Below are 22,103 nucleotides of genomic sequence, written 5' to 3' on the forward strand. Positions count from 1 at the left end.
GTTGGACGTTTTTTGGTGGTTGGCAAGCATGTAAAAGAGAGGGGCTAACCCGTCCGGGTCAGAGCATCCTGCCCATCGGCGGCGTGGCCGACGGGCAGGATATGGGCGGGGGCCTGTCGGCCCCCGTTAGTGGTTGGGGCAAGGTCAGAGCTTGATCCAGGCATCGCTCCAGGCAGAGCCGGTACCCGGCGCATAGTGGCTGGTCGAGCCGCCACACCAGCCGCTGTATGGCCAGGGTTTGCACTCGTAGTTGCCACCGGCATTGCTGACCCGATCACCGGACTGATAGCCGGTGTTGGGGGCGTAGGCCGGGTAGTCACCTTCGCCACCCCCGCTGTTCTCTTCGGTCAGCGCAACCGGGAAGCGCTGTACCACCGGCTGCTGGCCGTCAGCCAGACCGGTGATGACCACTTCGTAGCTGCCATCGGTGACGTTGCTGCCCTGCAGTACCAGGGTGCTGGTGCCGTTCACTTGGCTGCTGGTGGTACCGTGGCTGTGGCCGCTCTGCTCCAGAGTCGCGGTGATCTGTACCGGGTTGGCGGTGGTCAGGTTGAAGCGGATGCTGACCTGACCGTTGACTATGGTGTACTCGCTCGCCATGGCGCTGACGGTGAAGTCGCTGCTGCCTTCGGCGGGTGGCGTTGTGCCGCCGCAGTCGCTGTCGCCCTGTACGCGCCAGACGCCCCAGTCACCCGTGGTGCCCGGCTCTTCGTTCTGGGTCCACCAGCCTGCCAGCCAGTTCTTGCCGTTGTGGCTGACGATGTCGCCGCCCACGTAGACCTTCTTGGCATCCCAGCTGTTTTCACAGACGGCGCCCTGCTCCCTGACGGTCACGTTGCGCTGCTGGGTTACCTGCTGACCGGCGCTGTCGCTCACCTGATAGGTGAGGGTGTAGCGGCCGACCTTGCTGCTGTCGACGTTGCCGCTGACCTTGATTTGGGTGGTCAGGTCGCCATCTTCTTCATCATGGGCGCTGACGCCGGTCATCGGATCGAAAGCGGTACCCAGTTCCAGCGTGGTGTCGGTGACCCCACTGAATACCGGCTTCATGCTGTAGACCTCGATGGTGCGTACCTGCTCGGTGACGTTGTTGTCGCGATCGCTCACCTTGTAGGTGAGGGGGTATAGGCCGATGCGCTGGCTGTCTACCGAGCCTTCTACCTGGATCTGGCCAGTCAGGTCGCCATCTTCCTTGTCGTTGGCGCTGACACCGGCCAGCGGATCAAAGGCGGTACCCTGCTTGATGCGGGTATCGCTCAGGCCGCTGAACACCGGCTTGCCGTTGTCGACCGGCGGCGTGATCTCCTGATCGTGGATGAAGGGGCCGTAGCTCTTGATGAAGGATTCGTTGTAGGACTGACCGGCAGCGTTGCGGCCCATGTCCCAGTTGATGGACCAGGTCATCACGCCACGCAGCGGTTGTCCCTCGCTCTTCAGGCGGTTGAAGGCGTTGTAGAGCTTCTGCGGATCCTGCACATAGCCGGTGGCGGCGGCGTCGATGTTGGTCGGAATGCCGAACACCAGCTTGTCATGGGGGATCTTGTAGAAGCCGCGGGTACCGTTGCTCAGCGAATCCGCCATGTAGTAGATGAACTCTTCTTTCAGGGCATCGTTGTTCTGGGCAATCCAGCCGATGCCATCGATGTAGATACCGTCGCCACCCTGGTTGTAGAACTGAGGGTTGATCCAGTCGTAGTAGCCTTCCAGATTGCGGATATAGGGGATGTAGGCGCCAGTCTGGGTCAGATAGGGGAACTCCGGCGCCATGGTGATGAGGAAGTTTTTCCCCTGGGCGCGGTAGTGATCCTTGACCAGACGCAGGGCCGCCGGGATCACGGTCTGGTTGTCGGCGGCGGTGATGGCGGCCTGTTCCAGATCGATATCCAGCCCGTCGAAGCCATAGGTCTCCACCAGACGGATGATCTCGTCGGCAAAGGCCTGCTCCTGACCCTTGCGCAGCTCGATGTGTGCATCGGCACCGCCCAGCGCCAGCAGCACGGCACGGCCCTGACGGTTCAGCTCGGCGATCTGCTCGATAAACTGGCTTTCGCTCATGCCGATGGCCGGGTCGAGCTTGAAGGTGGGGATGGGATCGCTGCCATAGACCTTCATGAAGGAGACATCGACCACGTTGTATTGCGGGTTGACCTGATCGAGCTTGACGCAGGGGGCGATACCGCCCTTGTAGCCCGAGCCGTCACACCAGTTGTGCCAATAGCCGACTACTACGCCGGACTGGGGGTTGACCATCGCCTGACCGGCACTGGCGGCATATGCCATGGGGGCACCCATGCCGAGCAGGCAGCCAAGCAGGGATAATTTGAGTTTGTTCATCGTCTCTCCGTACGGTGCAAATGGGGCGTCGGTTGTGACCGGACGTCCCCGGGGGCAGCCCCGCTGTCATAGGTGTTTTCCCTTAGACCGGTGGCTTTGCGTCGCGCCCTTTCGGGTCACTTTGCCTTTTTCACCCGATTTCTGTGCAGCACAGAGAATCAAGTGACCTGCATGGCAGGTTGCCTATGATAGATGCTTGAAAATAAATTAATCAATAGTTGGTTTTGATTCTAATTGACTGAAAAATATTGATAATTTGTTACAGCTACCACATTTTGTCCGTTTCCATGATTGAGCATGACGGTACTTGGCTGGCAGCTGTGGCGCCGGTAAATGGCGATTTTTTGCCCCTTGAAAATAGCAGTAAGAGCCAAAAAAGGCCCACATATTCATCCTGTTACTGGCTGTTGATGGCAAAACTGCAGCAACGGCAGAGATCCGGGTCGCAATGGCTGGAAAAGTACAGGGTTGCGGCGGATTCCCGCTTGATTATTGCGTGGCTTGGCCACATGTTAGAAAGCCATACAGAGCTGCTAAAGCGGTCTGTTCAAGACCAAACAAGAGGTAACCGGGATGAATAACCCTTTGCTGACAATGGATTCGCTGCCCCCTTTCAGCCAGATCAAGCCGGAGCAGGTTCAGCCTGCCGTGATTCAGGCGATTGCTGACTGCAAGCAGAAGATCAGCGATGTGCTGGCCCAGCGTGATCCCCATACCTGGGATAGCCTGATTGCCCCGCTGGAAGAGGTAAATGACCGTCTGTCACGGATCTGGTCACCGGTCAGCCACCTCAACTCCGTACTCAACAGCGAAGCACTGCGCGAGGCCCATGACGCCTGCCTGCCGCTGCTCTCCGAATTCCAGACCTATGTCGGTCAGCATGAAGGGCTCTATCAGGCCTATCTGGCCCTCTCCCAGAGCGATGATTTCCCGCTGCTGAGCGGCGCCCAGCGCAAGGAGATCCAGAATACCCTGCGTGACTTCCGCCTCTCCGGCATCGGTCTGCCTGCCGAGGCGCAGCAGCGCTACGGTGAAATTCAGGCCCGCCTCTCCGAGTTGGCCTCCCGTTTCAGCAACAACGTGCTGGATGCGACCCAGGGCTGGCACAAGCTGGTGGCCGATGAAGCCGAGCTGGCCGGTCTGCCCGACAGCGTGCGTGCCGCTGCCCGTCAGATGGCTGAACTTAAAGGCAAAGAGGGGTGGCTGTTCACGCTGGATATCCCTTCCTACCTGCCGGTGATGATGTATGCCGACAACCGCGAGCTGCGCGCCGAGATGTATGAGGCCTTCACCACCCGCGCCTCCGATCAGGGCCCCAATGCGGGCAAGTGGGACAACTCCGCCATCATGAGCGAGCTGCTCACCCTGCGCCGCGAACTGGCTCAGTTGCTGGGGTTCGCCAACTATGCCGAGCTCTCCCTGGCCACCAAGATGGCGGACAAGACCGAACAGGTGGTGAGCTTCCTCACCGATCTGGCGGCCAAATCCCTGCCGCAAGGCAAGGCCGAGCTGGAGGAGATCCGCGCCTTCGCCGCCGAGCAGCATGGTCAGAGCGAGCTGGCCGCCTGGGATCTCGCCTACTACGCCGAGAAGCTCAAACAGCACAAGTTCTCCATCTCCGACGAGCAGCTGCGCCCCTACTTCCCCGCCAGCAAGGTGGTGAAGGGGTTGTTCGAAGTGGTGAAGCGGGTATTCGGCATGAAGGTGCGCGAGCGCCTCGGCATCGACACCTGGCACCCGGACGTGCGCTTCTACGACATCTTCGATGCCGACGACGAGCTGCGCGGCAGCTTCTACCTCGACCTCTACGCCCGCGAGCACAAGCAGGGCGGGGCCTGGATGGATGTCTGTCTGGGTCGTCGCTACCGTCAGGATGGCTCGCTGCAAAAGCCGGTGGCCTACCTGACCTGCAACTTCAACGGCCCGGTGGATGGTAAACCGGCGCTGTTCACCCACAACGAAGTGGTCACCCTGTTCCATGAGTTTGGCCACGGCATCCACCACATGCTGACCCGCATCGATGTGGCCGGTGTCGCCGGTATCAACGGCGTGGCCTGGGATGCGGTGGAGCTGCCGAGCCAGTTCCTCGAGAACTGGTGCTGGGAGTCCGAGGCGCTGGCCTTTATCTCCGGCCACTACGAGACCGGCGAGCCGCTGCCTGCCGATCTGCTGGAGAAGATGCTGACCGCCCGCAACTTCCAGGCGGCCATGCAGATGCTGCGCCAGCTGGAGTTCGCCCTGTTCGACTTCCGTCTCCATCAGGAGTTTGACCCGGCCAATCCGGCACAGCTCCCGGCGCTGCTGGATGAGGTACGCAGTCAGGTAGCAGTGATGACGCCACCGGCGTTCAATCGCTTCCAGCACAGCTTCTCCCACATCTTCGCGGGCGGCTATGCGGCGGGCTACTACAGCTACAAGTGGGCCGAGGTGCTCTCTGCCGATGCCTTCTCCCGCTTCGAGGAGGAGGGGATCTTCAACCCGGCCACCGGCCAATCTTTCCTGAAGAATATTCTGGAGAAGGGTGGCTCGAAGGAGCCGATGGAGCTGTTCCGAGCCTTCCGTGGTCGTGAGCCCAAGGTGGATGCGCTGTTGCGACACAGCGGGATCGCCGCCTGAGATTCCTGACCCGCCGCCTGTGTGAGCTTCAAGCAGGTACACTGTTTTGCGGCATAGTGGGATCGAGTCGTGATTTCTGCGACAAAAAGGGACCTTTTGGTCCCTTTTTTCAAGGCTTTTTAATATCTTGCTGATTGCATATTTGCACTGCTCACAGCTCTTCAGTAGAGTCGTGTTCTAACCTTCAAGGAGAGAAAGCCACTTGCCATGAGGCGAGCACTCGATTCCGTCTATCAAATCATCTCAAGTCTGGCTCATTCGAGCGGCCAGGGATATTTCGATACCTTTGTGAGTGAAATCGCCGCTGCTGTGATGGCTGATGTCGTCCTGATCGCCAGCAGGGAATCAAATGCTTCCCACCTTACGGTTCAGGCTGCCCATCCCTCCTCTCTTGACCCCGATACCCTGACGCTGCCACTGACTGACTCTCCCGATGCCATTACCTGGCAGGAGGGGGAAGCCTGGTTCAGCGATCGTCTGTTGCAGCTGTTCCCCGCGATGCCGCTTGCCGATGCGTGGCAGGCCCAGGCCTACGCCGGGATCGCCCTCAAGGATGCGGATGGCGAGACCATAGGTATCTGCTGCCTGCTCTATCGTCAGCCGCAGGCCAATATGACCAAGGTGATGGGGCTGCTCCGGTTGCTGGGGCCGCTGGCCGGTCGCGAACTGGCGCTGATGCTGCAACGCCAGCTGCCGCAACTCTTGCCTGATACCCCCCATGTGCTGCAGAGCATGCTGTTTCAGGCCCCGGTGGGGATCGGCAAGCTCGATCTCACCGGCCGCATTCTCTGGGCCAATCCGGCTATCGAAAAGATGTTGGGCTATCCCCTCGACGAGCTGCTTCATCGCTCCATCTCCGACATCAATCACCCGGAGGATTGGCAGCGCAGCCTTGAGGGCTACGAAGAGATCCGGCGCGGCGAGCGCAGCAGTTTCACCCAGGAGAAGCGCTACTTCTGCAAGGGGGGCGAGATCCTGTGGGGGCGGGTAACGGTCACCCTGATCCGCGACGAGCAGCAGCAGCCGGACTACCTGATGGTGCTGCTGGAGAATATCGATCCCCTCAAGCGTCATGCGGAGCAGCTCAAGCTCTCCCACCGGGTCTACGACAACCTCTCCGAAGCGATTCTGGTGTGCGATGCCGACAGCCGCATCATCTCGGTCAACCCGGCCTTCGAGCAGATCACCGGCTACAGCAGTGACGAGGTGCGGGGCCAGCGTCCCAGCATGCTCAAGTCCGGGCTGCACGATCAGACCTTCTATGCCGACATGTACCACGCGCTGGAGCGGGTGGGGGTGTGGCGTGGCGAAGTGTGGAACAAGCGCAAGAACGGCAAGCTCTATCCGCAGCAGCTGATGATCAGCACCCTGCGTGAAGCCGGCAAAATCCAGCAATATATCGCCATTTTCAGCGATCTTTCCCAGACCAAGGTGGCCGAGCAGAAGATCGCGACCCAGGCCAACTACGACAATCTTACCAGCCTGCCCAACCGCTGGCTGTTTGGCCGCTGCCTCACCCGCTTCTGCGAGCGGGGCGAGCGCTTCGCGCTCATGGTGCTCGACCTCAACAACTTCAAGGCGGTCAACAACAGCATGGATCACCATGCTGGCGATGCCCTGTTGCGGGAGGTGTCGGATCGACTGGTGAGCCGGGTGCGCACCGAAGATTTGGTGGCCCGCATCGGTGGCGATGAGTTCGCGTTTCTGGTGCCCGGCATCGTCACCCGCCGTCAGGCCGAGGTGTTTGCCAAGCAGGTGATCGGCAGTTTCGCCCGCCCCTTTATGCTGGCCAACCAGCACCTCTATGTGACCGCGACCATCGGCATGACTCTCTGTCCGGTCGATGGCAGCGAGAGCGACGAGCTGCTGCGCAATGCCGAACAGGCGCTGTTTGCGGCCAAGCGACAGGGACGGTTGCTCGGTGCCTACTGCTCATCCATGCGGGAAGAGGTGCGCCAGCGCCACCAGATGCAGCAGGATTTGGCCGAAGCGATCAAGCTGGAGCAGCTGACCATGGCCTACCAGCCGATCTGGGACAATCGCAGCGGACGAGTCGCCAAGCTGGAGGCGCTGGTGCGCTGGTATCACCCCCACTGGGGGCAGGTATCCCCTGCCGAGTTTATTCCGCTGGCGGAAGAGGCGGGATTGATTCAGGGGCTGGGTGCGCTGGTATTGTGGCAGTCGTGCCGGGATCTGGCGCGGTTGCAGCAATCCGGCTTCCCGGATCTGCAGATGTCGATCAACCGTTCCACCATGGAGTTCCAGACCATCGACCCAGAGGCGAGCGAGTGGCTCAAGGTGATCCAGCATTTCGGACTCGATCCTGCCGACATCGTCATCGAAATCACCGAATCTCTGCTGATGGAGAGCAGCGATCAGCACAGGGTACGGATCGATGCCCTGCGCGAGGCGGGCTGCAAGCTGGCCATCGACGATTTCGGTACCGGCTACTCGGCCCTCAACTATCTGCGCACCTTCCCGGTCGATCTGGTCAAGATCGACCGCTCCTTCGTGCGCCATATCCCCTTCAATGAGCAGGATCGGATGCTGCTCGACGGCATCATCAACATAGTGCACAACCTCGGCATGCAGGTGGTGATCGAGGGGGTAGAGACCCGCGAGCAGCTCAACTTCCTCTGCCAGAAGGGGTGTGCCTTCACCCAGGGTTATCTGCTCAGCCGCCCGCTGGCCTATGACGATCTCACCGAATATCTGCAGCTCAATGACAAAGGGATGTTTCTGCAGATCAGCTAGTGGTGCTTACTCCTGCGATGTCATCTTTTCCTGTTTGGTTTTCAATGTCCGGTAATCTTCGCCGAGATAGCGCAAATAGATGCGATCCAGTACTCCCTCATCCTGCATCTCTTGCAGCGCCTTGTTGTAGGCAGGCAGCAGGTCAGCCTTCTGTTTGCCAAAACAGAGGTAGAGCGGCGTCGAATCGATAAAGGGGCTGAGGGCGCGGATCCTGACGTCCTGCTCCCTCGACAGAATGGGGGCAGAGAAGTAGTCCAGGATGATCATATCGACCCGACTCTTTTCCAGCATCAGTAGCAGCTGTTTGTCGGAGTGAACCTTGATGGGCTCCCAGCCGGTGAAGTTCCTGATCTTGGCCGTGTAGTCATACCCCCTGACCATCCCTACTTTCAGCCCCTTGGCCATCTCCCACGAGAAGTTCTGTAACGGACTGTCGGTACGCACATAGGCGGCCAGAGGATAGAAGGCGGTGGCAAGGTCAGAGTGATAGCAACCGGGGAGAGGGGCATTGTCGAGAATGCCATCCGCCAGCTGGGTGCTGACATACTGCTCGCAGCGTCCCCAAGGCAGTTCAAGCAGGGTGAGGTTCATGCCAAGGCGGCGCGCCACCTCTTGATGGATCTCCACCGAAATGCCCTCTTTCAGGTTGCCCTGTTCGGCATAAGAAAAGGGAGGCCAGTCTACGCCGCAGACCTTCAGGTTTGTGCCGCTCTGGGCGGCGAGGAGCAGGGCAATGAACAGGTTCATGGGATTTCCTCCCTACAGCGACTTGAAGGGGCTGTGGTACACTCGGTTCACTGAACTTAGAACGCATCCAAAGACCATGCAAATCCTCCTCGAAGACCCCGCCAAGGCCGCGCAGGCAGACGCTCTGGCCAGCCAGCTTGCCCAGCTCGACCTTCCCCAGTTTGCCCTGGTGTTTACCCCGGAACGGTTGGAACTGCGCAAGCTGGATGAACCCAAGCTGGGGGCCGTCTATGTGGACTTCGTGGAAGGGGCGGTGGCGCATCGCCGCAAGTTTGGCGGCGGTCGCGGTCAATCCATCGCCAAGGCAGTGGGGCTCAAGGCCGGTGCCACACCAACCGTGGTGGATGCCACTGCCGGGCTGGGGCGTGATGCCTTCGTGCTCGCCTCCCTCGGTTGCAAGGTGACCCTGATCGAGCGCAGTCCCGTGGTGGCCGCCCTGTTGCAGGATGGGCTGGCGCGGGCGGCACAGGATCCTGAGATTGGCCCCTGGGTCAGTGAGCGGATGCACCTGCTGCAAGGCCCGGCGGTGGACAACCTGCTGGCGCTGCCGGAGCGGCCCGAGGTGATCTACCTCGACCCCATGTTCCCCCACAAGCAGAAGTCGGCGCTGGTGAAAAAGGAGATGCGGGTGTTCCAGTCGCTGGTGGGTCCGGATCTCGATGCGGATGCCTTGTTGCCTGCTGCGCTCAAGATGGCTGATAAGCGGGTGGTGGTGAAGCGGCCGGATTACGCCGGCTGGCTCAACGAGCATAAACCCAGCATGGCCATCGAAACCAAGAGCAACCGCTTTGATGTCTATGTGATGGCGGCGCTGGCGGCGAGTTAACGGCCGGTGCGAGTTGCGGATGCAAAAAAGGAGGGCCAACGTCATGTTGGCCCTCCTTTTTCGTATTGGATTCAGTTGGTTGGCGCGAAGCGGATCAGCTTCTCTTCCCCTTGCCAGTTCAGGCGCAGGGTCGCCAGTTCTGCCAGACTGAGCCGCTCGCCACTGTGCAGCAGCAGATACTCGACCCCTTCGCTGGCTTCGATAGTGCGGATCTTGTCATCCCATTGGCGATCATCGCGGCTGGTGAGGGTCACCGGCAGTTGCCAGCTGGCAGCAATTTCGAGCCAGTCGTAGAGATCGCAGCTGATGGGTTGATAATCCGGCATGATCGGCTCCAAAACAGGCAGGTTGCTGAGTCAGGCTTCCTGTACGCGGGTAGGCCAGCCCATTTTTTGCTGGCGTTCCACTTCAAAGCGCAGCTCGCTGGCACGCAGGTAGTGTTCATCCATCCAGCCCTTGGGCAGGGTCAGGGTCAGTGACTCCTCTTCTGCCTGCAGGGTGAAGCTGGGCACTGTGCCCTGGGTGCGGCGCATGCAGAGGATCAGCGCGATGCGCAGGATACGGGCCAGCCTGATCGCCTGACGAGCGGTGACGGCACCCTGTTTCTCCAGTGGTTCCAGCTTGAATTCGTCCCGCTGGTTGAACAGCAGGGCCGACAGCAGCTTCTTTTGCGCAGGGGTAAAGCCCGGCATGTCGATGTTGTCGATGATGTAGGCGGCGTGTTGCGGCGCCTTCTTGTATTCGATACAGAGGCCGATCTCGTGCAGCAGGGCGGCATAACGCAAGATCGGACGACCGTAGCGTTTGGAGAGTCGCCAGGCCGGTTGCAGCTGGTTGAACGCCTCGACGGCGGTATCGCGCACCCGTTCGGCGTGCTCTTTATCCAGCTGATAGCGGCTGATCAGGCTGTCGGCGGTGCGATCCCGGGCATCACAGTCGTGATTGTTGCCCAGCAGACCGTAGATCAGTCCTTCACGCAGGGCGCCACCCGCGAGGGTCATGCTCTCGATATCGAGGGTTTCGAAGATGGCGATCAGGATGGCGAGGCCGGAGGGGAACACGGTCAGCCGCTCGGCCGCCAGCCCTTCCAGTTGCAGCCGGTCGAGCTTGCCGCAGGCGATGGCCTGACCCATCAGCTCCTGCAGTTTCGGCAGGGTGACCCGTTCGCTCTTCCCTTGCGCCAGCATGATCTCTTGCAGTGCCTGCACCGTGCCGGAGGCGCCGACGCAGGTGCGCCAGCCGAGGGCGCGGTAATCTTCCGCCACCTTCTCCAGCACCGCCTTGGCGGCGGCAATCGCCTGCTCGAAACGGGCTTCGGAGAGCTCGCCATCACCGAAGTGATTGTTGAGCCAGGTGACGCAGCCCATGTGCAGGCTGTTGAGCAGTTTTGCTTCGCTATGTTCGCCGATCACCAGTTCGGTACTGGCACCGCCGATGTCGATCACCAGCCGGTTGCCTTCCCCGGCAGAGGTCCAGGAGACCCCTTCATAGATGGTCTTGGCCTCTTCCTCGCCCGAGATGATCTCGATGCTGTGGTTGAGTACCCGTTCCGCTTCGCTGAGGAACTCATCGACGTTGGTGGCAAGTCGTAAGGTTGCGGTGCCCACCACCCGGATATTGTCGGCCGGAATGTCCTGCAACTGTTCGGAGAAGAGACGCAAACAGTCCCAGCCCCGCTCCATGGCGGCACGGCTGAGACGAAATTCCGGATCGAGCCCGGCTGCGAGGCGAACCTTGCGCTTGACCTTGGCGACGGTGCGCAGGGCACCGGCGACCTCGCGCACCACCAGCATATGAAAGCTGTTGGAGCCGAGGTCGATAGCGGCATAGAGAGGCGAGTTGTGCAACGGGCCTGTCCTTAGCTCTTGCGCGGCGGACGACGACGGTTGTTGCTGTTGCCACCGCCCTGACGATCCCGCATGTTGCGGTTCACCGGCTGACGGTTGCGGAACACCCGTTTCGGCGGGGTCACGTCATCCAGCAGCGCTTCGCGATCATATTTGCTGACCGGAATGGCGTGGTGGATGTACTCCTCGATGGCCGGCAGGTTGAAGGCATAGTCTTCACAGGCCAGGCTGATGGAGTGACCGCTCTTGCCGGCACGACCGGTACGACCGATGCGGTGTACATAGTCTTCGGCGTCGTCGGGCAGGTCATAGTTGAAGACGTGGGTCACGTCAGGGATGTGCAGACCACGGGCGGCCACGTCGGTGGCGACCAGAATATCGAGCGCACCCTTGGTGAAATCCTCGAGGATCTTCATCCGCTTCTTCTGCGGCACGTCACCGGTCAGCAGACCGACGCGGTGGCCGTCGTTTTCCAGCCAGGCATGGACGTCTTCACAGACGTGCTTGGTGTTGGCGAAGACGATCGCTTTTTCCGGCCACTCCTCTTCCATCAGGGAGAGCAGCAGCAACATCTTGTCTTCATTGGAGGGGTAGAACAGCTCCTCCTTGATCCGCACGCCGGTCATCTGCTCCGGCTCTACCTGCACATGTTCCGGGTGGTTCATGTGTTCGTAGGCCAGCTCCTGCACACGCAGGGAGAGGGTGGCGGAGAACAGCATGCTCAGACGCTCGGTCGCGGGCGGCATGCGGCGGAACAGGAAGCGGATGTCCTTGATGAAGCCCAGATCGAACATGCGATCAGCTTCGTCCAGAACCACGACCTGAATGTTGCCGAGATCGATCACCTTGGACTTGAAGTAGTCGATGATGCGGCCAGTGGTGCCGATCAGGATGTCGACGCCCTGCTCCAGCACAGCCAGCTGCTTGTCGTAACCTTCGCCACCGTAGGCGAGGCCGAGTTTCAGGCCGGTAGAGGCGGCGATGCTGTCGGCATCGTTATAGATCTGTACTGCCAGTTCCCGGGTGGGTGCCATGATGATGGCTCTGGGTTGGTTAACCAGACGGGGCTTGGTCAGCGGGTGAGTCAGCAAATAGTTGAATGTCGCGGCCAGGAAGGCAATGGTCTTGCCGGTTCCTGTCTGGGCCTGACCGGCGAGGTCATGACCTTCTACCAGCAGTGGCAGAGACAGTGCCTGGATGGGCGTGCAATAGTGAAATCCCTTTGATTCCAGACCAGCCAGAACTTCGGGTTCGAGGCCCATTTGGGCGAATTTGTCGGTCGTTAAGTGTGTTTTGCTCATGGCGGTAGGTTATCAGGTTAGGCTTGCAATAATAAACAGGATCATTTCAAATAGGGCAACTATTGCCTTTGTTGATATGTCAATAAAGCCTTAATTACTGACTGGAGTTGGAGATGAGTGACAAGATTGTTCAGCTGAGCGATGCCAGCTTCGAGGCAGATGTAATCAAAGCCGATGGCGCCGTTCTGGTCGACTTCTGGGCCGAGTGGTGTGGTCCGTGCAAGATGATTGCCCCGATCCTGGAAGAAGTTGCCCAAGAGTACGAAGGTCGCGTGACCGTAGCCAAACTGAACATCGACCATAACTCTGATACTCCGCCCAAGTACGGCATTCGTGGTATCCCGACCCTCTTGCTGTTCAAGAATGGCGAAGTGGCAGCGACCAAGGTCGGTGCACTGTCCAAGACTCAGCTGAAAGAGTTCCTGGACGGCAACCTGTAATAATTAAAGAGGAGCGCATTGCAATAATGCGCTCCTTGTGTTTTATCACCTAGACGCTCATCCCGATTGGTGCTAGTTTATCGCTCGTTTGCTAACCTTTTTGCCTGACTCTTTGCTAACCACAGCCTGGCAATCAAATCCGATCAGCATCAATCCAGCAGACTGTCTCCTCATTTCAATCCTTGCTTACAGACTTTCACCACTATGAATCTGACTGAATTAAAGAACACTCCTGTGTCCGAGCTGGTCAAGCTTGGCGAATCCATGGGGTTGGAAAATCTGGCTCGGGCGCACAAGAAAGATATTATTTTTGCAATCCTCAAGGCGCACGCCAAGGGTGGTGAAGATATCTTTGGCGACGGTGTGCTGGAAATCCTGACCGATGGTTTCGGCTTCCTGCGCAGTGCAGACGGCTCCTATCTGGCAGGCCCTGACGATATCTACGTCTCCCCGAGCCAGATCCGCCGCTTCAACCTGCGTACCGGCGATACCATCTCCGGCAAGATCCGGCCACCGAAAGAGGGCGAACGCTACTTCGCACTGCTCAAGGTCAATGAGGTCAACTACGACCGTCCGGAAAACTCCCGCAACAAGATCCTGTTTGAAAACCTTACCCCCCTGCATGCCAACGAACGTCTGCGTATGGAACGGGGTAACGGCTCTACCGAAGATATCACTGCCCGTGTACTGGACCTGGCTTCCCCCATCGGTAAAGGCCAGCGCGGCTTGATCGTGGCGCCGCCCAAGGCCGGTAAGACCATGCTGCTGCAGAACATCGCCCAGAGCATCGCCTACAACCACCCGGACTGTGAACTGATCGTTCTGCTGATCGACGAGCGTCCGGAAGAAGTGACCGAGATGCAGCGGATGGTGAAAGGTGAAGTGATCGCTTCCACCTTTGACGAGCCAGCTTCCCGTCACGTTCAGGTTGCCGAAATGGTGATCGAGAAGGCCAAGCGTCTGGTCGAGCACAAGAAAGATGTGGTGATCCTGCTGGACTCCATCACCCGTCTGGCCCGTGCCTACAACACCGTCATCCCGTCATCCGGCAAGGTACTGACCGGTGGTGTGGATGCCAACGCCCTGCACCGTCCGAAGCGCTTCTTTGGCGCCGCGCGTAATGTTGAGGAGGGCGGCAGCCTGACCATCATCGCCACCGCGCTGATCGATACCGGCTCCAAGATGGACGAGGTTATCTACGAAGAGTTCAAGGGTACCGGCAACATGGAACTGCACCTCTCGCGCAAGATTGCCGAGAAGCGCGTCTACCCGGCTATCGACATCACCCGCTCAGGCACCCGTAAAGAAGAGCTGCTCACCTCAGGTGACGAGCTGCAGAAGATGTGGATCCTGCGCAAGATTGTCCACCCGATGGGCGAGATCGATGGTATCGAATTCCTCATCGACAAGCTGGCGATGACCAAGACCAACGACGAGTTCTTCGACGCCATGCGGCGCCAGCAGAAGTAAGTCCGGTCAGAAAATGACGAAACCGCGGCCCTGGTCGCGGTTTTTGTTTATCTGTTTTCCGGTCGCCCTAGTAGTATGAGATCCCGATGTCACATGGATGGAGACGTCATGAAGCCTGTTTTCTGGTTATTGTTGGGGTTGCTGAGTGCAATGCCTGCCTGCGCGCAGAGTGCTCCGGTCGCGGTGACAGCCGAGACGTTGCAGACGCACCAGCGCTATCTGGCGGGCCGTCTGCAGGAGGGGCAATTTGCAGCCATCGACTCTCTGCTGGCGACCCTGAGTCGCGAGCGGCGGGAGTTCCTGCTGTTGCAACTGCTGCGGGATATTCCCGCGACCACCCCTGCATCTCCTGCGTTGCAACAGTGGGTCGCGGCTCAGGCCGACAAGGCCCCCGAGTGGCTCATGGAGCAGCAGGTCGACGGTTTTCTGGTGCAGCAACCTGTCTATGATTTTGCCGCGCAGGCCCGTCAGTTGCTGGGGGAGTGGCAGCTGCAATCACTGGTGCAGCGCTATCGGCAGCAGCTTGCCCAGGGCAGCTTCCAGCTAAAGTCCATCTACTACAGCAGTAACCCCGATCTCGCCATGCAGCAGCAAGCCCTGTTGCTGGCTCTCGACACTTTGCCGCAACCGATCTGGATGCGGGAGGCGCAAGCGCTGGCCAGCCAGAATATCTATCTGCCCGACAATCATTTGTTGTTCCATCTGTTGCAGCGCACCGGCGAACCGGCGCTCTATAGCATGCTGTGGCGGCGGCCGGCAGATCAGGATGCGCTGCGTGCTCTCTCTACCATCAACCGCTTCCATCACGGCAGCGCTGCCAGCGATCTGCTGATTGCCGCCAGTGGCAACGAGGGATTGAAGGGGGCCGCCCTGCGTCAGCTGAGCGCGCTCTCCCCCTTGCCGCCGCAGGCCCAGAAATACCTGCTGGCGGAACTCTCCAACCGTCAATACGGGGCGCTGGTGGCCGGTCTGTTGATGGAGGTGGACGAGCCCCAACTGCTCTCTGCACTGGCCAGACGCCTTGGCCAGCGTGACATGCCACCCATTGCACCGAGTCTGCTGCCCGATTCGGGTACACCCGATGGGCAGCCAGGGTTATAATGCGTGACCTCCTGAACCCGGTTGGGAACTTGCATGAAATACAAGGATTTGCGTGATTTCATCGCGCAGCTGGAACAAAACGGACAACTCAAGCGCATCACCCGCGAGATAGATCCCTATCTGGAGATGACCGAGATCAGCGATCGCACCCTGCGTGCGGGTGGCCCGGCTCTGCTGTTCGAAAATCCCAAAGGCTACACCATGCCGGTGCTGACCAACCTGTTCGGCACCCCGGATCGGGTTGCCATGGGCATGGGGCAGCCCGATGTGGGTGCCTTGCGTCAGGTCGGGGTCTGGCTCTCCTATCTCAAGGAGCCCGAGCCGCCCAAGGGATTCAAGGAGCTGATGGAGAAGCTGCCGATCTTCAAGCAGGTGCTCAACATGCCGACCAAGCGCCTCTCTTCCGCCCCCTGCCAGCAGGTGGTGCAGGAGGGAGATGCGGTCGATCTCGACCAGATCCCGATCCAGCACTGCTGGCCCGGCGATGTGGCGCCGCTGGTCACCTGGGGCCTCACCATCACCCGTGGCCCCTACAAGAAGCGGCAGAACCTCGGCATCTATCGCCAGCAGAAGATCGCCAAAAACAAGCTGATCATGCGCTGGCTGGATCACCGTGGCGGTGCCATCGATTTTCGCGAGTGGCAGGAGGCCCATCCCGGTGAGAGATTCCCGGTGGTGGTGGCGCTCGGTGCCGATCCGGCGACCATTCTCGGCGCGGTGACGCCAGTGCCGGATACTCTCTCCGAATATGCCTTTGCTGGTCTGCTGCGCGGCAGCCGTACCGAGGTGATCAAGGCCATCAGCTGCGATTTGGAGGTGCCCGCCAGCGCCGAGATTGTGCTGGAAGGCTATCTTGAGCCGGGCGAGATGGCCCCGGAAGGCCCTTATGGCGACCACACCGGTTACTACAACGAGGTGGACGAGTTCCCGGTCTTCACCATCACCCACATCACCAAGCGGCGCGATGCCATCTATCACAGCACCTACACCGGCCGTCCGCCCGATGAACCGGCGGTGCTGGGTCTGGCGCTGAACGAGGTGTTCGTGCCGCTGCTGCAGAAGCAGTTCCCCGAGATTGTGGACTTCTATCTTCCGCCGGAGGGGTGCTCCTACCGGATGGCGGTGGTGACTATCAAGAAGCGTTACCCGGGCCACGCCAAGCGGGTGATGCTGGGGGTCTGGTCCTTCCTGCGCCAGTTCATGTACACCAAGTTCGTGGTGGTGTGTGACGATGACGTCAACGCCCGCGACTGGAAGGATGTGATCTGGGCCATCACCACCCGGATGGACCCGGCACGGGACACCACCTTGATCGAGCACACCCCGATCGACTATCTGGACTTCGCCTCGCCGGTCTCCGGCCTCGGCTCCAAAATGGGGCTGGATGCCACCAACAAGTGGCCGGGCGAGACCAATCGGGAGTGGGGTCAGCCCATAGTGCAGGATGAGGCGGTGAAGCAGAAGGTTGATGCCATCTGGGATGAGCTCAATATCCTCGGATGAGGCAAACATGACAGCTTTGCTGCAAAAAGTGATGCGATCCGCACTGATTTGAGTATTCTCGACTGACGGGGCCAGGGCTGCTGGTCGTCACTCCATAGTGAAACAATGAGCGAAGCGGGCCGAGCGAGCCCGCCACAAGGACAAGAATGCAACGTATCAAATGCCGCGTAGAGGAACTGCGCGAATATGTCGACACCATCTGGCATGTGGCCCTGACGCCGCAGCAAGCGATCAGCTTCAAGCCGGGCCAGTATCTGCTGGTGGTGATGAGCGATTCGGACAAGCGCCCCTTCTCCATCGCCAACTCGCCGACCCGCCCGGGCGTGCTGGAGCTGCAAATTGGTGCCACTCCCGAAAACGCCTACGCCGGTCAGGTGCTGGCCCGCATGCGCGAGCAGGGCGAGATCGAGGTCGAATTGCCGGCTGGCAAGGCGTTCCTGCGCGATGAATCTCCCCGTCCGCTGATCCTGATGGCGGGCGGCACCGGCTTCTCTTACGCCCGCTCCATTCTGGAGTATCTGATCGACACGGGCAGCAAGCGCCCGGTGTTCTTCTACTGGGGTGTGCGTCAGGCTCACTGGCTCTATGAGCTGGAGCAGATGCAGCAGTGGGAGCGTGACTATGCACCGCTCACCTTCATTCCGGTGGTGCAGGAGCCGGAGGCTGACTGGACTGGCAAGAGCGGGCTGGTGCACAAGGCGATCATGGATGACTTCGTCAGTCTCCACGACTACGACATCTATGTCGCCGGCCGTTTCGAGATGGCGGGTGCCGCGCGTGAGGAGTTCAAGATCCTTGGCGCCGAGCCGGAGCGCATCTTTGGTGACGCCTACGAATTTATCTGACGGGATCCCCGTCTGGATGACGCAGCCCCCGGTTTTGCCGGGGGCTTTTGTTTTTAGGGCTCCCGCAGTACCTGATCGTACCGAATGGTTGGATTATCGCGGAGTTATCCCATTATTTTTCAATATTTTGGCTATGAATGGCTACTAATCGAACGTAGCTGATGGCATCTTTGTGGGGGATTGACAAGAGCATCCATAGAGCAAGCACAAGGAGGCGCAGTGTTGAGTGAAGAGGGCAGGGCATCTGCGGAGGATGACAGGGGAGAGACTGGCTCTGTCAAGCGGGTCGCAACGCTGATCCCGTCCCCTCATGGCGGTGAAATGGCCCGTTTGCAGGCAGAGATCGCCGCTTTGAAGCATGAAAATGGCCTGTTGCAGGAGAAGCTCAATGCCGCCCTCGATGGCACCGGCATCTGTCTCTGGCAGGGCACTATTCCCACTGGCGAGCTGCGGGTCTTCAATCTGCAGAACTTTCAGGCCGGTGACATGGCCCCTCATTTCGATCAGTGGAGCGCCAAGCTCCATCCCGACGATCGCGCCCATGCCATGGGCAGCTACTTTGCCCACCTTGAGGGTAAAACCCTCTTCTATGAAGCCGAATACCGCACCATCAATCCGCAAGGCGAGGTCACCTGGCTGTGGGATAGGGGACGGGTCGTCGATCGGGATGGAGATGGCAAACCGCTGCGGATCATGGGCTCCCATATCGATATCACCCAGCGCAAGGCTTATGAGCAGCGACTGGCGGAGCGCGCCAACAGCGACGCGCTGACCGGCTTGCTCAACCGGCAGGGGTTTGGCAAGGCGTTTGCCCAGCTGCAGCCGCAAGGGGCGGGGGCGCTGCTCTTTATCGATCTGGATGATTTCAAGGGGATCAATGACCAGCTGGGGCACGCCTGCGGCGATCTGGTGTTGCAGCAGATGGCGGATTGGCTGCGCCTCATTATGCCGGGCTCGGCGCTATGTGGCCGTTACGGCGGCGACGAGTTTGTGGTGCATCTGCACCGGGATGTGTCGAGCCATGGCCTGGCGCAACTGGCTGACGCCCTGATCAGCCGGATGCACGGCTATGTGCCCAAACCCGGTTGCCCGCAACGGGTGGGGCTGAGTATCGGCATCGCCCTGTGGGAGGAGGAGCCATTGAGCTTCCGGCAGGCATTGGAGGTTGCCGACCGTGCCATGTATGAGGCCAAGGCACGCGGCAAGCGGGCCTGGTATCTGCTTCAGGTGTGATGTTTTTTACAGGTTCAATACAAAGCAAAAACCCCAGCCGAGCTGGGGTTTTTGTTATTCGCCTTTGGCGCCGAGCTGCTGCTCGAGCTGAGCCAGCTTGCTTTCGAGGGCGGCCAGTTTTTCACGGGTACGCAGCAGCACCTTGGTCTGCACGTCGAACTCTTCGCGGCTGACCAGATCCAGCTTGCCCAGCTGGGCCTGCAGTACCTGACGCATCTTCTTCTCGGCCTCTTCACCCATGCTGCGAATGCCGGGCGGCAGGGAGTTGTGCACCTGCTTGGCGATCTCTTCCAGTTTCTTCGGGTCGATCATGATGTCCTCCTTAAGCGTTGGCGGACATTCTACCGACAATTCCCTCACTTTGCCGAGATCGCGGCGGCTTTTTAGTCGTGATGGTGCCCGCTGGCTGGTCGGGTCTGGTGATGGGGCTACAACTGCTACCCTTGCGCCCCTTTGTTAACCTGAAACTATGACATGCACCACAAAGCTGAGCCAGAACTGTCCGGCATGAGTCTTATTTGGTGTTGGTTTTATGTTAACGTTTTGCAGTCGAGGTCGTGATGACCCCGTTGGCTTGTGATGGATAACAACCCTATAAAAAGAGAATAAAAAATGAAGAAGAAGCTAATTTATGCAGCTGTTGTCAGCGCCCTGCTGGCCGGATGTGGTGGAGATGACAACAAGGGAGACACCACCAGCTCCCTCGACTACGTCCTGAGTGGCGCCAACGGGGTGCGCCCGAGCGTGCTGGCCCCCCGTGCCAGCGATGGTACCCTGAAGTTTTCGACAGAAACGGCTGATCTGTCGAACCCGGTATCTGCCCTCTCCACTCTGGATGGTTGGTCAACCACCCAACCCATCCAGCTGGTACCGGCGACCGTGACCGGTGTCTCTGTGCCGGCACCGGCGGCCAGCGAGTATGCTTCTGCCGTTGCGCCCCTCTACCTGCTCGAGCTCACGCTGGATCCGGTCACTCTGCAACCCAACGGAGTCAAGGGCGGCAAGCCACTGGTTTATGGGACCGACTTTGTGGTCACCGGTGGGGACGGCAAGCTTAATCTGGTTCCGCTCAAGCCGCTCAATCCCTCTTCTTACTACATGATCGTGGCGACCGATGCCCTCAAGGACAGTCGCGGCACACCGCTCAAGGCGGGAGGCGATTACAGCAGCTTCAAATCGACAGCTGGCGCAACTACTCAGGAGCAGACCATCAACGGCCTGATCTCGCTGCAGGAAGGTCTGTTCAAGGCGGCCACCGGGATCACCAGCGATCGGGTGATCTTCTCCGACTGGTTTGCCACCCAATCTGGTGCCGATGTGCTGCTGGCAGTGAAAAGTGCCGCCGCTTCGGTGCTGAAGAGCCCGAGCCTGGACGCCGCGGCGCTGTGGAAACAGGATGCCAGAGGCAACACCAGCCTGCCGGCAACCTATACCATCAATGGTCTTAATGGCGGGGTGGATTTTCTGACCCAGCTGGCGAATGAGCCATTCTTGCCGCAGGATCAGAAAGATGCACTGACAGCCGCCTTTGGGGTTGGTACGCCGCTTAACGGGGTTGCCCAGCTAACCAAGGTGTATACCGGTACCGTCAAACTCCCTTACTTCCTCTCAACCCCGGCGATAGCCGGCTCCTGGGACAAGGCCAAGACCCAATCCTGGCACGGCGCCATTCCCAGCCTCTATGCCATCGCCAACGCGCTGAAAGCGGGCGATACCGAGGTGATCGGTGGACTGGTCGGGGCGGGCGTGGACCCCGCATTGCTGGGTGAGCTGATCGCCGACCCGAGCCGTCAGAGTGAACTGCTGACCGAGGCGAGCAAGCTGATCGGGGTGACCCTCACCTCCGGTGGCAAGCCGCTGGATGCCGAGCGCAATATCGGTCGTTTCAACCCGTTGCCGACTCTGACCGAAGTACAATCGGTACCGCTGCGGATCTTTGCACCGACGATCAACTTGAGCACTGTCACTGATGTGATCATCTATCAGCACGGAGTCACCTCCATCAAGGAGAACGCCTATGCGCTGGCGCTGGGCCAGATAGGTGCCGGGTTAGACCCATCAGTGAACAAGGTAGTTGCTGTGGTGGTGATCGATCATCCGCTGCACGGCGAACGTGGCTATGCCTTGAGCGGCAGCATGGATACCGTCACCACCTCCGAGAATCCGACTCCCTATCTGAATCTGGGCTATCTGACGGTGGCGCGGGACAACCTGAAACAGAGCGTGGCCGATCTGCTGGGACTGCGACTGGCTGTCGGTCTGGCCAACACCCAGGGATTGGGTGGCCAATTGGGTGGTGCCGGTCTGAAAGTTCACTTCCTTGGTCACTCACTCGGTGCCATTACCGGGGCCAATCTGCTGGCTGTCGCCAACCAGACCACCGGCAGTGCTCAGGCTGATGCCCTGTTCAAGTTCGATACCGGTGGTCTGGCGATGCCGGGTGGCGGCATCGCGCCGTTGTTGCTCAACTCGCCGAGCTTCGGGCCGACCATCAAGATGAGCGTGCTTACCTCGGGTAGTCCGGCGCTGAAAGCGGGCTTTACCGCCTATGCACCGAATTGCAAAACGGCTGCCGCCACTTGCTTCGTCAACGAGTTCCTGCCCAGTCTGGATGCGGCCACGCAGGCGGGTGCGGCGAGCACCTTGCAGAGCTATACCTTTGCCGCCCAGTCAGTGCTGGACTCTGCGGACCCGATCAATCTGGGCAGTGGCGTCGCCAAGAGTTTCCCGCTGTTCGCCACCGAAATTGTGGGTGATGGTGCGCTCAGCTTGCCGGATCAAGTGATCCCCAACAGCATCGCCTCTGCGCCGCTGGGTGGCACCGAGCCACTGTTCCGGGTGTTGGGTTTGCAAGAGCTGAAGGGTTCCGGCGTGCTCCCGGCGGGTCACCATGCTGCGCGCTTCCTGAAAGGGGGCCATAGCTCGCTGCTGGCTCCTGACGAGAACTTCGATCAGGCTGGCGCGGTCACCACCGAGATCCAGACCCAGTTCGCCAGCTTCTTTATGAGTGGCGGTGCGGCGGTCAAGGTGACTGACGACACCCTGATCAAGCAGTAACTGCCTATCGCGTAAAAAAACGCCGCCCT

General features: G+C 59.8%; 16 protein-coding genes and 1 riboswitch. Of the genes, 10 read left to right on the forward strand and 6 right to left on the reverse strand.

Features of this window, described 5'->3' with window-relative positions; genetic code table 11:
- Positions 1-144: 144 nt before the first annotated feature.
- Positions 145-2,334 carry an immunoglobulin-like domain-containing protein gene (locus tag ACB042_RS18170; protein ID WP_371178861.1) on the reverse strand — a complete coding sequence of 730 codons (2,190 nt, stop codon included), beginning with the start codon at positions 2,332-2,334 and terminating at the stop codon, positions 145-147.
- A gap of 50 nt (positions 2,335-2,384) precedes the next feature.
- Positions 2,385-2,470, reverse strand: a riboswitch (cyclic di-GMP riboswitch).
- Between the two features lie 437 nt (positions 2,471-2,907).
- On the opposite strand from ACB042_RS18170, the gene prlC reads away from it, so the two are divergent.
- Together prlC and ACB042_RS18180 are read left to right on the forward strand one after the other, a co-directional pair.
- On the forward strand, positions 2,908-4,950 hold the full coding sequence (prlC, locus tag ACB042_RS18175) for an oligopeptidase A (protein ID WP_042054692.1): 2,043 nt from the start codon (positions 2,908-2,910) through the stop codon (positions 4,948-4,950).
- A gap of 207 nt (positions 4,951-5,157) precedes the next feature.
- Positions 5,158-7,704: a putative bifunctional diguanylate cyclase/phosphodiesterase gene (locus ACB042_RS18180; protein ID WP_371178862.1), complete on the forward strand. Its 2,547-nt coding sequence runs from the start codon at positions 5,158-5,160 to the stop codon at positions 7,702-7,704.
- A gap of 6 nt (positions 7,705-7,710) precedes the next feature.
- Here ACB042_RS18180 and ACB042_RS18185 read toward each other — a convergent pair whose 3' ends face one another.
- Positions 7,711-8,451, reverse strand: coding sequence for a substrate-binding periplasmic protein (locus tag ACB042_RS18185; RefSeq protein ID WP_371178863.1), 741 nt, complete (start codon positions 8,449-8,451; stop codon positions 7,711-7,713).
- Positions 8,452-8,527: 76 nt separating this feature from the next.
- Between ACB042_RS18185 and ACB042_RS18190 the strand changes: the two genes are divergently transcribed.
- Complete coding sequence (locus ACB042_RS18190) at positions 8,528-9,277, forward strand: class I SAM-dependent methyltransferase (protein WP_201975869.1); 750 nt, start codon at positions 8,528-8,530, stop codon at positions 9,275-9,277.
- Between the two features lie 71 nt (positions 9,278-9,348).
- Here ACB042_RS18190 and ACB042_RS18195 read toward each other — a convergent pair whose 3' ends face one another.
- From ACB042_RS18195 to rhlB, 3 genes are read right to left on the reverse strand one after another with little or no spacing between them, the layout of a single operon-like run.
- Positions 9,349-9,603, reverse strand: coding sequence for a Rho-binding antiterminator (locus ACB042_RS18195; RefSeq protein WP_042054704.1), 255 nt, complete (start codon positions 9,601-9,603; stop codon positions 9,349-9,351).
- A gap of 30 nt (positions 9,604-9,633) precedes the next feature.
- The gene (gppA, locus tag ACB042_RS18200; RefSeq protein ID WP_236303224.1) at positions 9,634-11,124 is read right to left on the reverse strand and encodes a guanosine-5'-triphosphate,3'-diphosphate diphosphatase; all 1,491 of its coding nucleotides are present in this window, start codon (positions 11,122-11,124) and stop codon (positions 9,634-9,636) included.
- A gap of 11 nt (positions 11,125-11,135) precedes the next feature.
- On the reverse strand, positions 11,136-12,425 hold the full coding sequence (gene rhlB / locus ACB042_RS18205) for an ATP-dependent RNA helicase RhlB (protein WP_139444416.1): 1,290 nt from the start codon (positions 12,423-12,425) through the stop codon (positions 11,136-11,138).
- 113 nt (positions 12,426-12,538) lie between these two features.
- Between rhlB and trxA the strand changes: the two genes are divergently transcribed.
- The 6 genes from trxA (at position 12,539) to ACB042_RS18235 (ending at position 19,017) form a co-directional block, all read left to right on the forward strand.
- Positions 12,539-12,865: a thioredoxin TrxA gene (gene trxA, locus ACB042_RS18210; RefSeq protein ID WP_005339416.1), complete on the forward strand. Its 327-nt coding sequence runs from the start codon at positions 12,539-12,541 to the stop codon at positions 12,863-12,865.
- A 204-nt stretch (positions 12,866-13,069) separates the two neighbouring features.
- Positions 13,070-14,335, forward strand: coding sequence for a transcription termination factor Rho (rho, locus tag ACB042_RS18215; protein WP_005339417.1), 1,266 nt, complete (start codon positions 13,070-13,072; stop codon positions 14,333-14,335).
- A 108-nt stretch (positions 14,336-14,443) separates the two neighbouring features.
- Positions 14,444-15,436, forward strand: coding sequence for a hypothetical protein (locus ACB042_RS18220; protein ID WP_371178864.1), 993 nt, complete (start codon positions 14,444-14,446; stop codon positions 15,434-15,436).
- 33 nt (positions 15,437-15,469) lie between these two features.
- A complete protein-coding gene (gene ubiD, locus ACB042_RS18225) occupies positions 15,470-16,939 on the forward strand; it encodes a 4-hydroxy-3-polyprenylbenzoate decarboxylase (RefSeq protein ID WP_005339421.1) in 1,470 nt (489 codons plus the stop codon).
- Between the two features lie 146 nt (positions 16,940-17,085).
- Positions 17,086-17,784, forward strand: coding sequence for an NAD(P)H-flavin reductase (gene fre / locus ACB042_RS18230; protein WP_005339423.1), 699 nt, complete (start codon positions 17,086-17,088; stop codon positions 17,782-17,784).
- A 219-nt stretch (positions 17,785-18,003) separates the two neighbouring features.
- Positions 18,004-19,017: a GGDEF domain-containing protein gene (locus tag ACB042_RS18235; RefSeq protein WP_371178865.1), complete on the forward strand. Its 1,014-nt coding sequence runs from the start codon at positions 18,004-18,006 to the stop codon at positions 19,015-19,017.
- Between the two features lie 54 nt (positions 19,018-19,071).
- Here the strand turns inward: ACB042_RS18235 and ACB042_RS18240 are convergent, their stop codons facing one another.
- Positions 19,072-19,329: an accessory factor UbiK family protein gene (locus ACB042_RS18240; RefSeq protein ID WP_005339429.1), complete on the reverse strand. Its 258-nt coding sequence runs from the start codon at positions 19,327-19,329 to the stop codon at positions 19,072-19,074.
- Between the two features lie 300 nt (positions 19,330-19,629).
- Between ACB042_RS18240 and ACB042_RS18245 the strand changes: the two genes are divergently transcribed.
- Positions 19,630-22,074, forward strand: a complete 2,445-nt coding sequence (locus ACB042_RS18245; RefSeq protein WP_371178866.1) for a VolA/Pla-1 family phospholipase — start codon at positions 19,630-19,632, stop codon at positions 22,072-22,074.
- Positions 22,075-22,103 lie beyond the last annotated feature (29 nt).

This window comes from Aeromonas sp. S13(2024), assembly GCF_041402405.1.
Lineage (GTDB): Bacteria > Pseudomonadota > Gammaproteobacteria > Enterobacterales > Aeromonadaceae > Aeromonas > Aeromonas veronii.

Excerpts from the sequence above, each read along its gene's own strand:
- ACB042_RS18185 (WP_371178863.1), bottom strand. The coding sequence starts at position 8,451 with ATGAACCTGTTCATTGCCCTGCTCCTCGCCGCCCAGAGCGGCACAAAC.
- fre (WP_005339423.1), top strand. The coding sequence starts at position 17,086 with ATGCAACGTATCAAATGCCGCGTAGAGGAACTGCGCGAATATGTCGAC.
- ACB042_RS18190 (WP_201975869.1), top strand. The coding sequence starts at position 8,528 with ATGCAAATCCTCCTCGAAGACCCCGCCAAGGCCGCGCAGGCAGACGCT.
- prlC (WP_042054692.1), top strand. The coding sequence starts at position 2,908 with ATGAATAACCCTTTGCTGACAATGGATTCGCTGCCCCCTTTCAGCCAG.
- ACB042_RS18195 (WP_042054704.1), bottom strand. The coding sequence starts at position 9,603 with ATGCCGGATTATCAACCCATCAGCTGCGATCTCTACGACTGGCTCGAA.
- rhlB (WP_139444416.1), bottom strand. The coding sequence starts at position 12,425 with ATGAGCAAAACACACTTAACGACCGACAAATTCGCCCAAATGGGCCTC.
- ACB042_RS18240 (WP_005339429.1), bottom strand. The coding sequence starts at position 19,329 with ATGATCGACCCGAAGAAACTGGAAGAGATCGCCAAGCAGGTGCACAAC.
- ACB042_RS18180 (WP_371178862.1), top strand. The coding sequence starts at position 5,158 with ATGAGGCGAGCACTCGATTCCGTCTATCAAATCATCTCAAGTCTGGCT.
- trxA (WP_005339416.1), top strand. The coding sequence starts at position 12,539 with ATGAGTGACAAGATTGTTCAGCTGAGCGATGCCAGCTTCGAGGCAGAT.
- ACB042_RS18170 (WP_371178861.1), bottom strand. The coding sequence starts at position 2,334 with ATGAACAAACTCAAATTATCCCTGCTTGGCTGCCTGCTCGGCATGGGT.
- ACB042_RS18220 (WP_371178864.1), top strand. The coding sequence starts at position 14,444 with ATGAAGCCTGTTTTCTGGTTATTGTTGGGGTTGCTGAGTGCAATGCCT.
- ubiD (WP_005339421.1), top strand. The coding sequence starts at position 15,470 with ATGAAATACAAGGATTTGCGTGATTTCATCGCGCAGCTGGAACAAAAC.
- rho (WP_005339417.1), top strand. The coding sequence starts at position 13,070 with ATGAATCTGACTGAATTAAAGAACACTCCTGTGTCCGAGCTGGTCAAG.
- ACB042_RS18245 (WP_371178866.1), top strand. The coding sequence starts at position 19,630 with ATGAAGAAGAAGCTAATTTATGCAGCTGTTGTCAGCGCCCTGCTGGCC.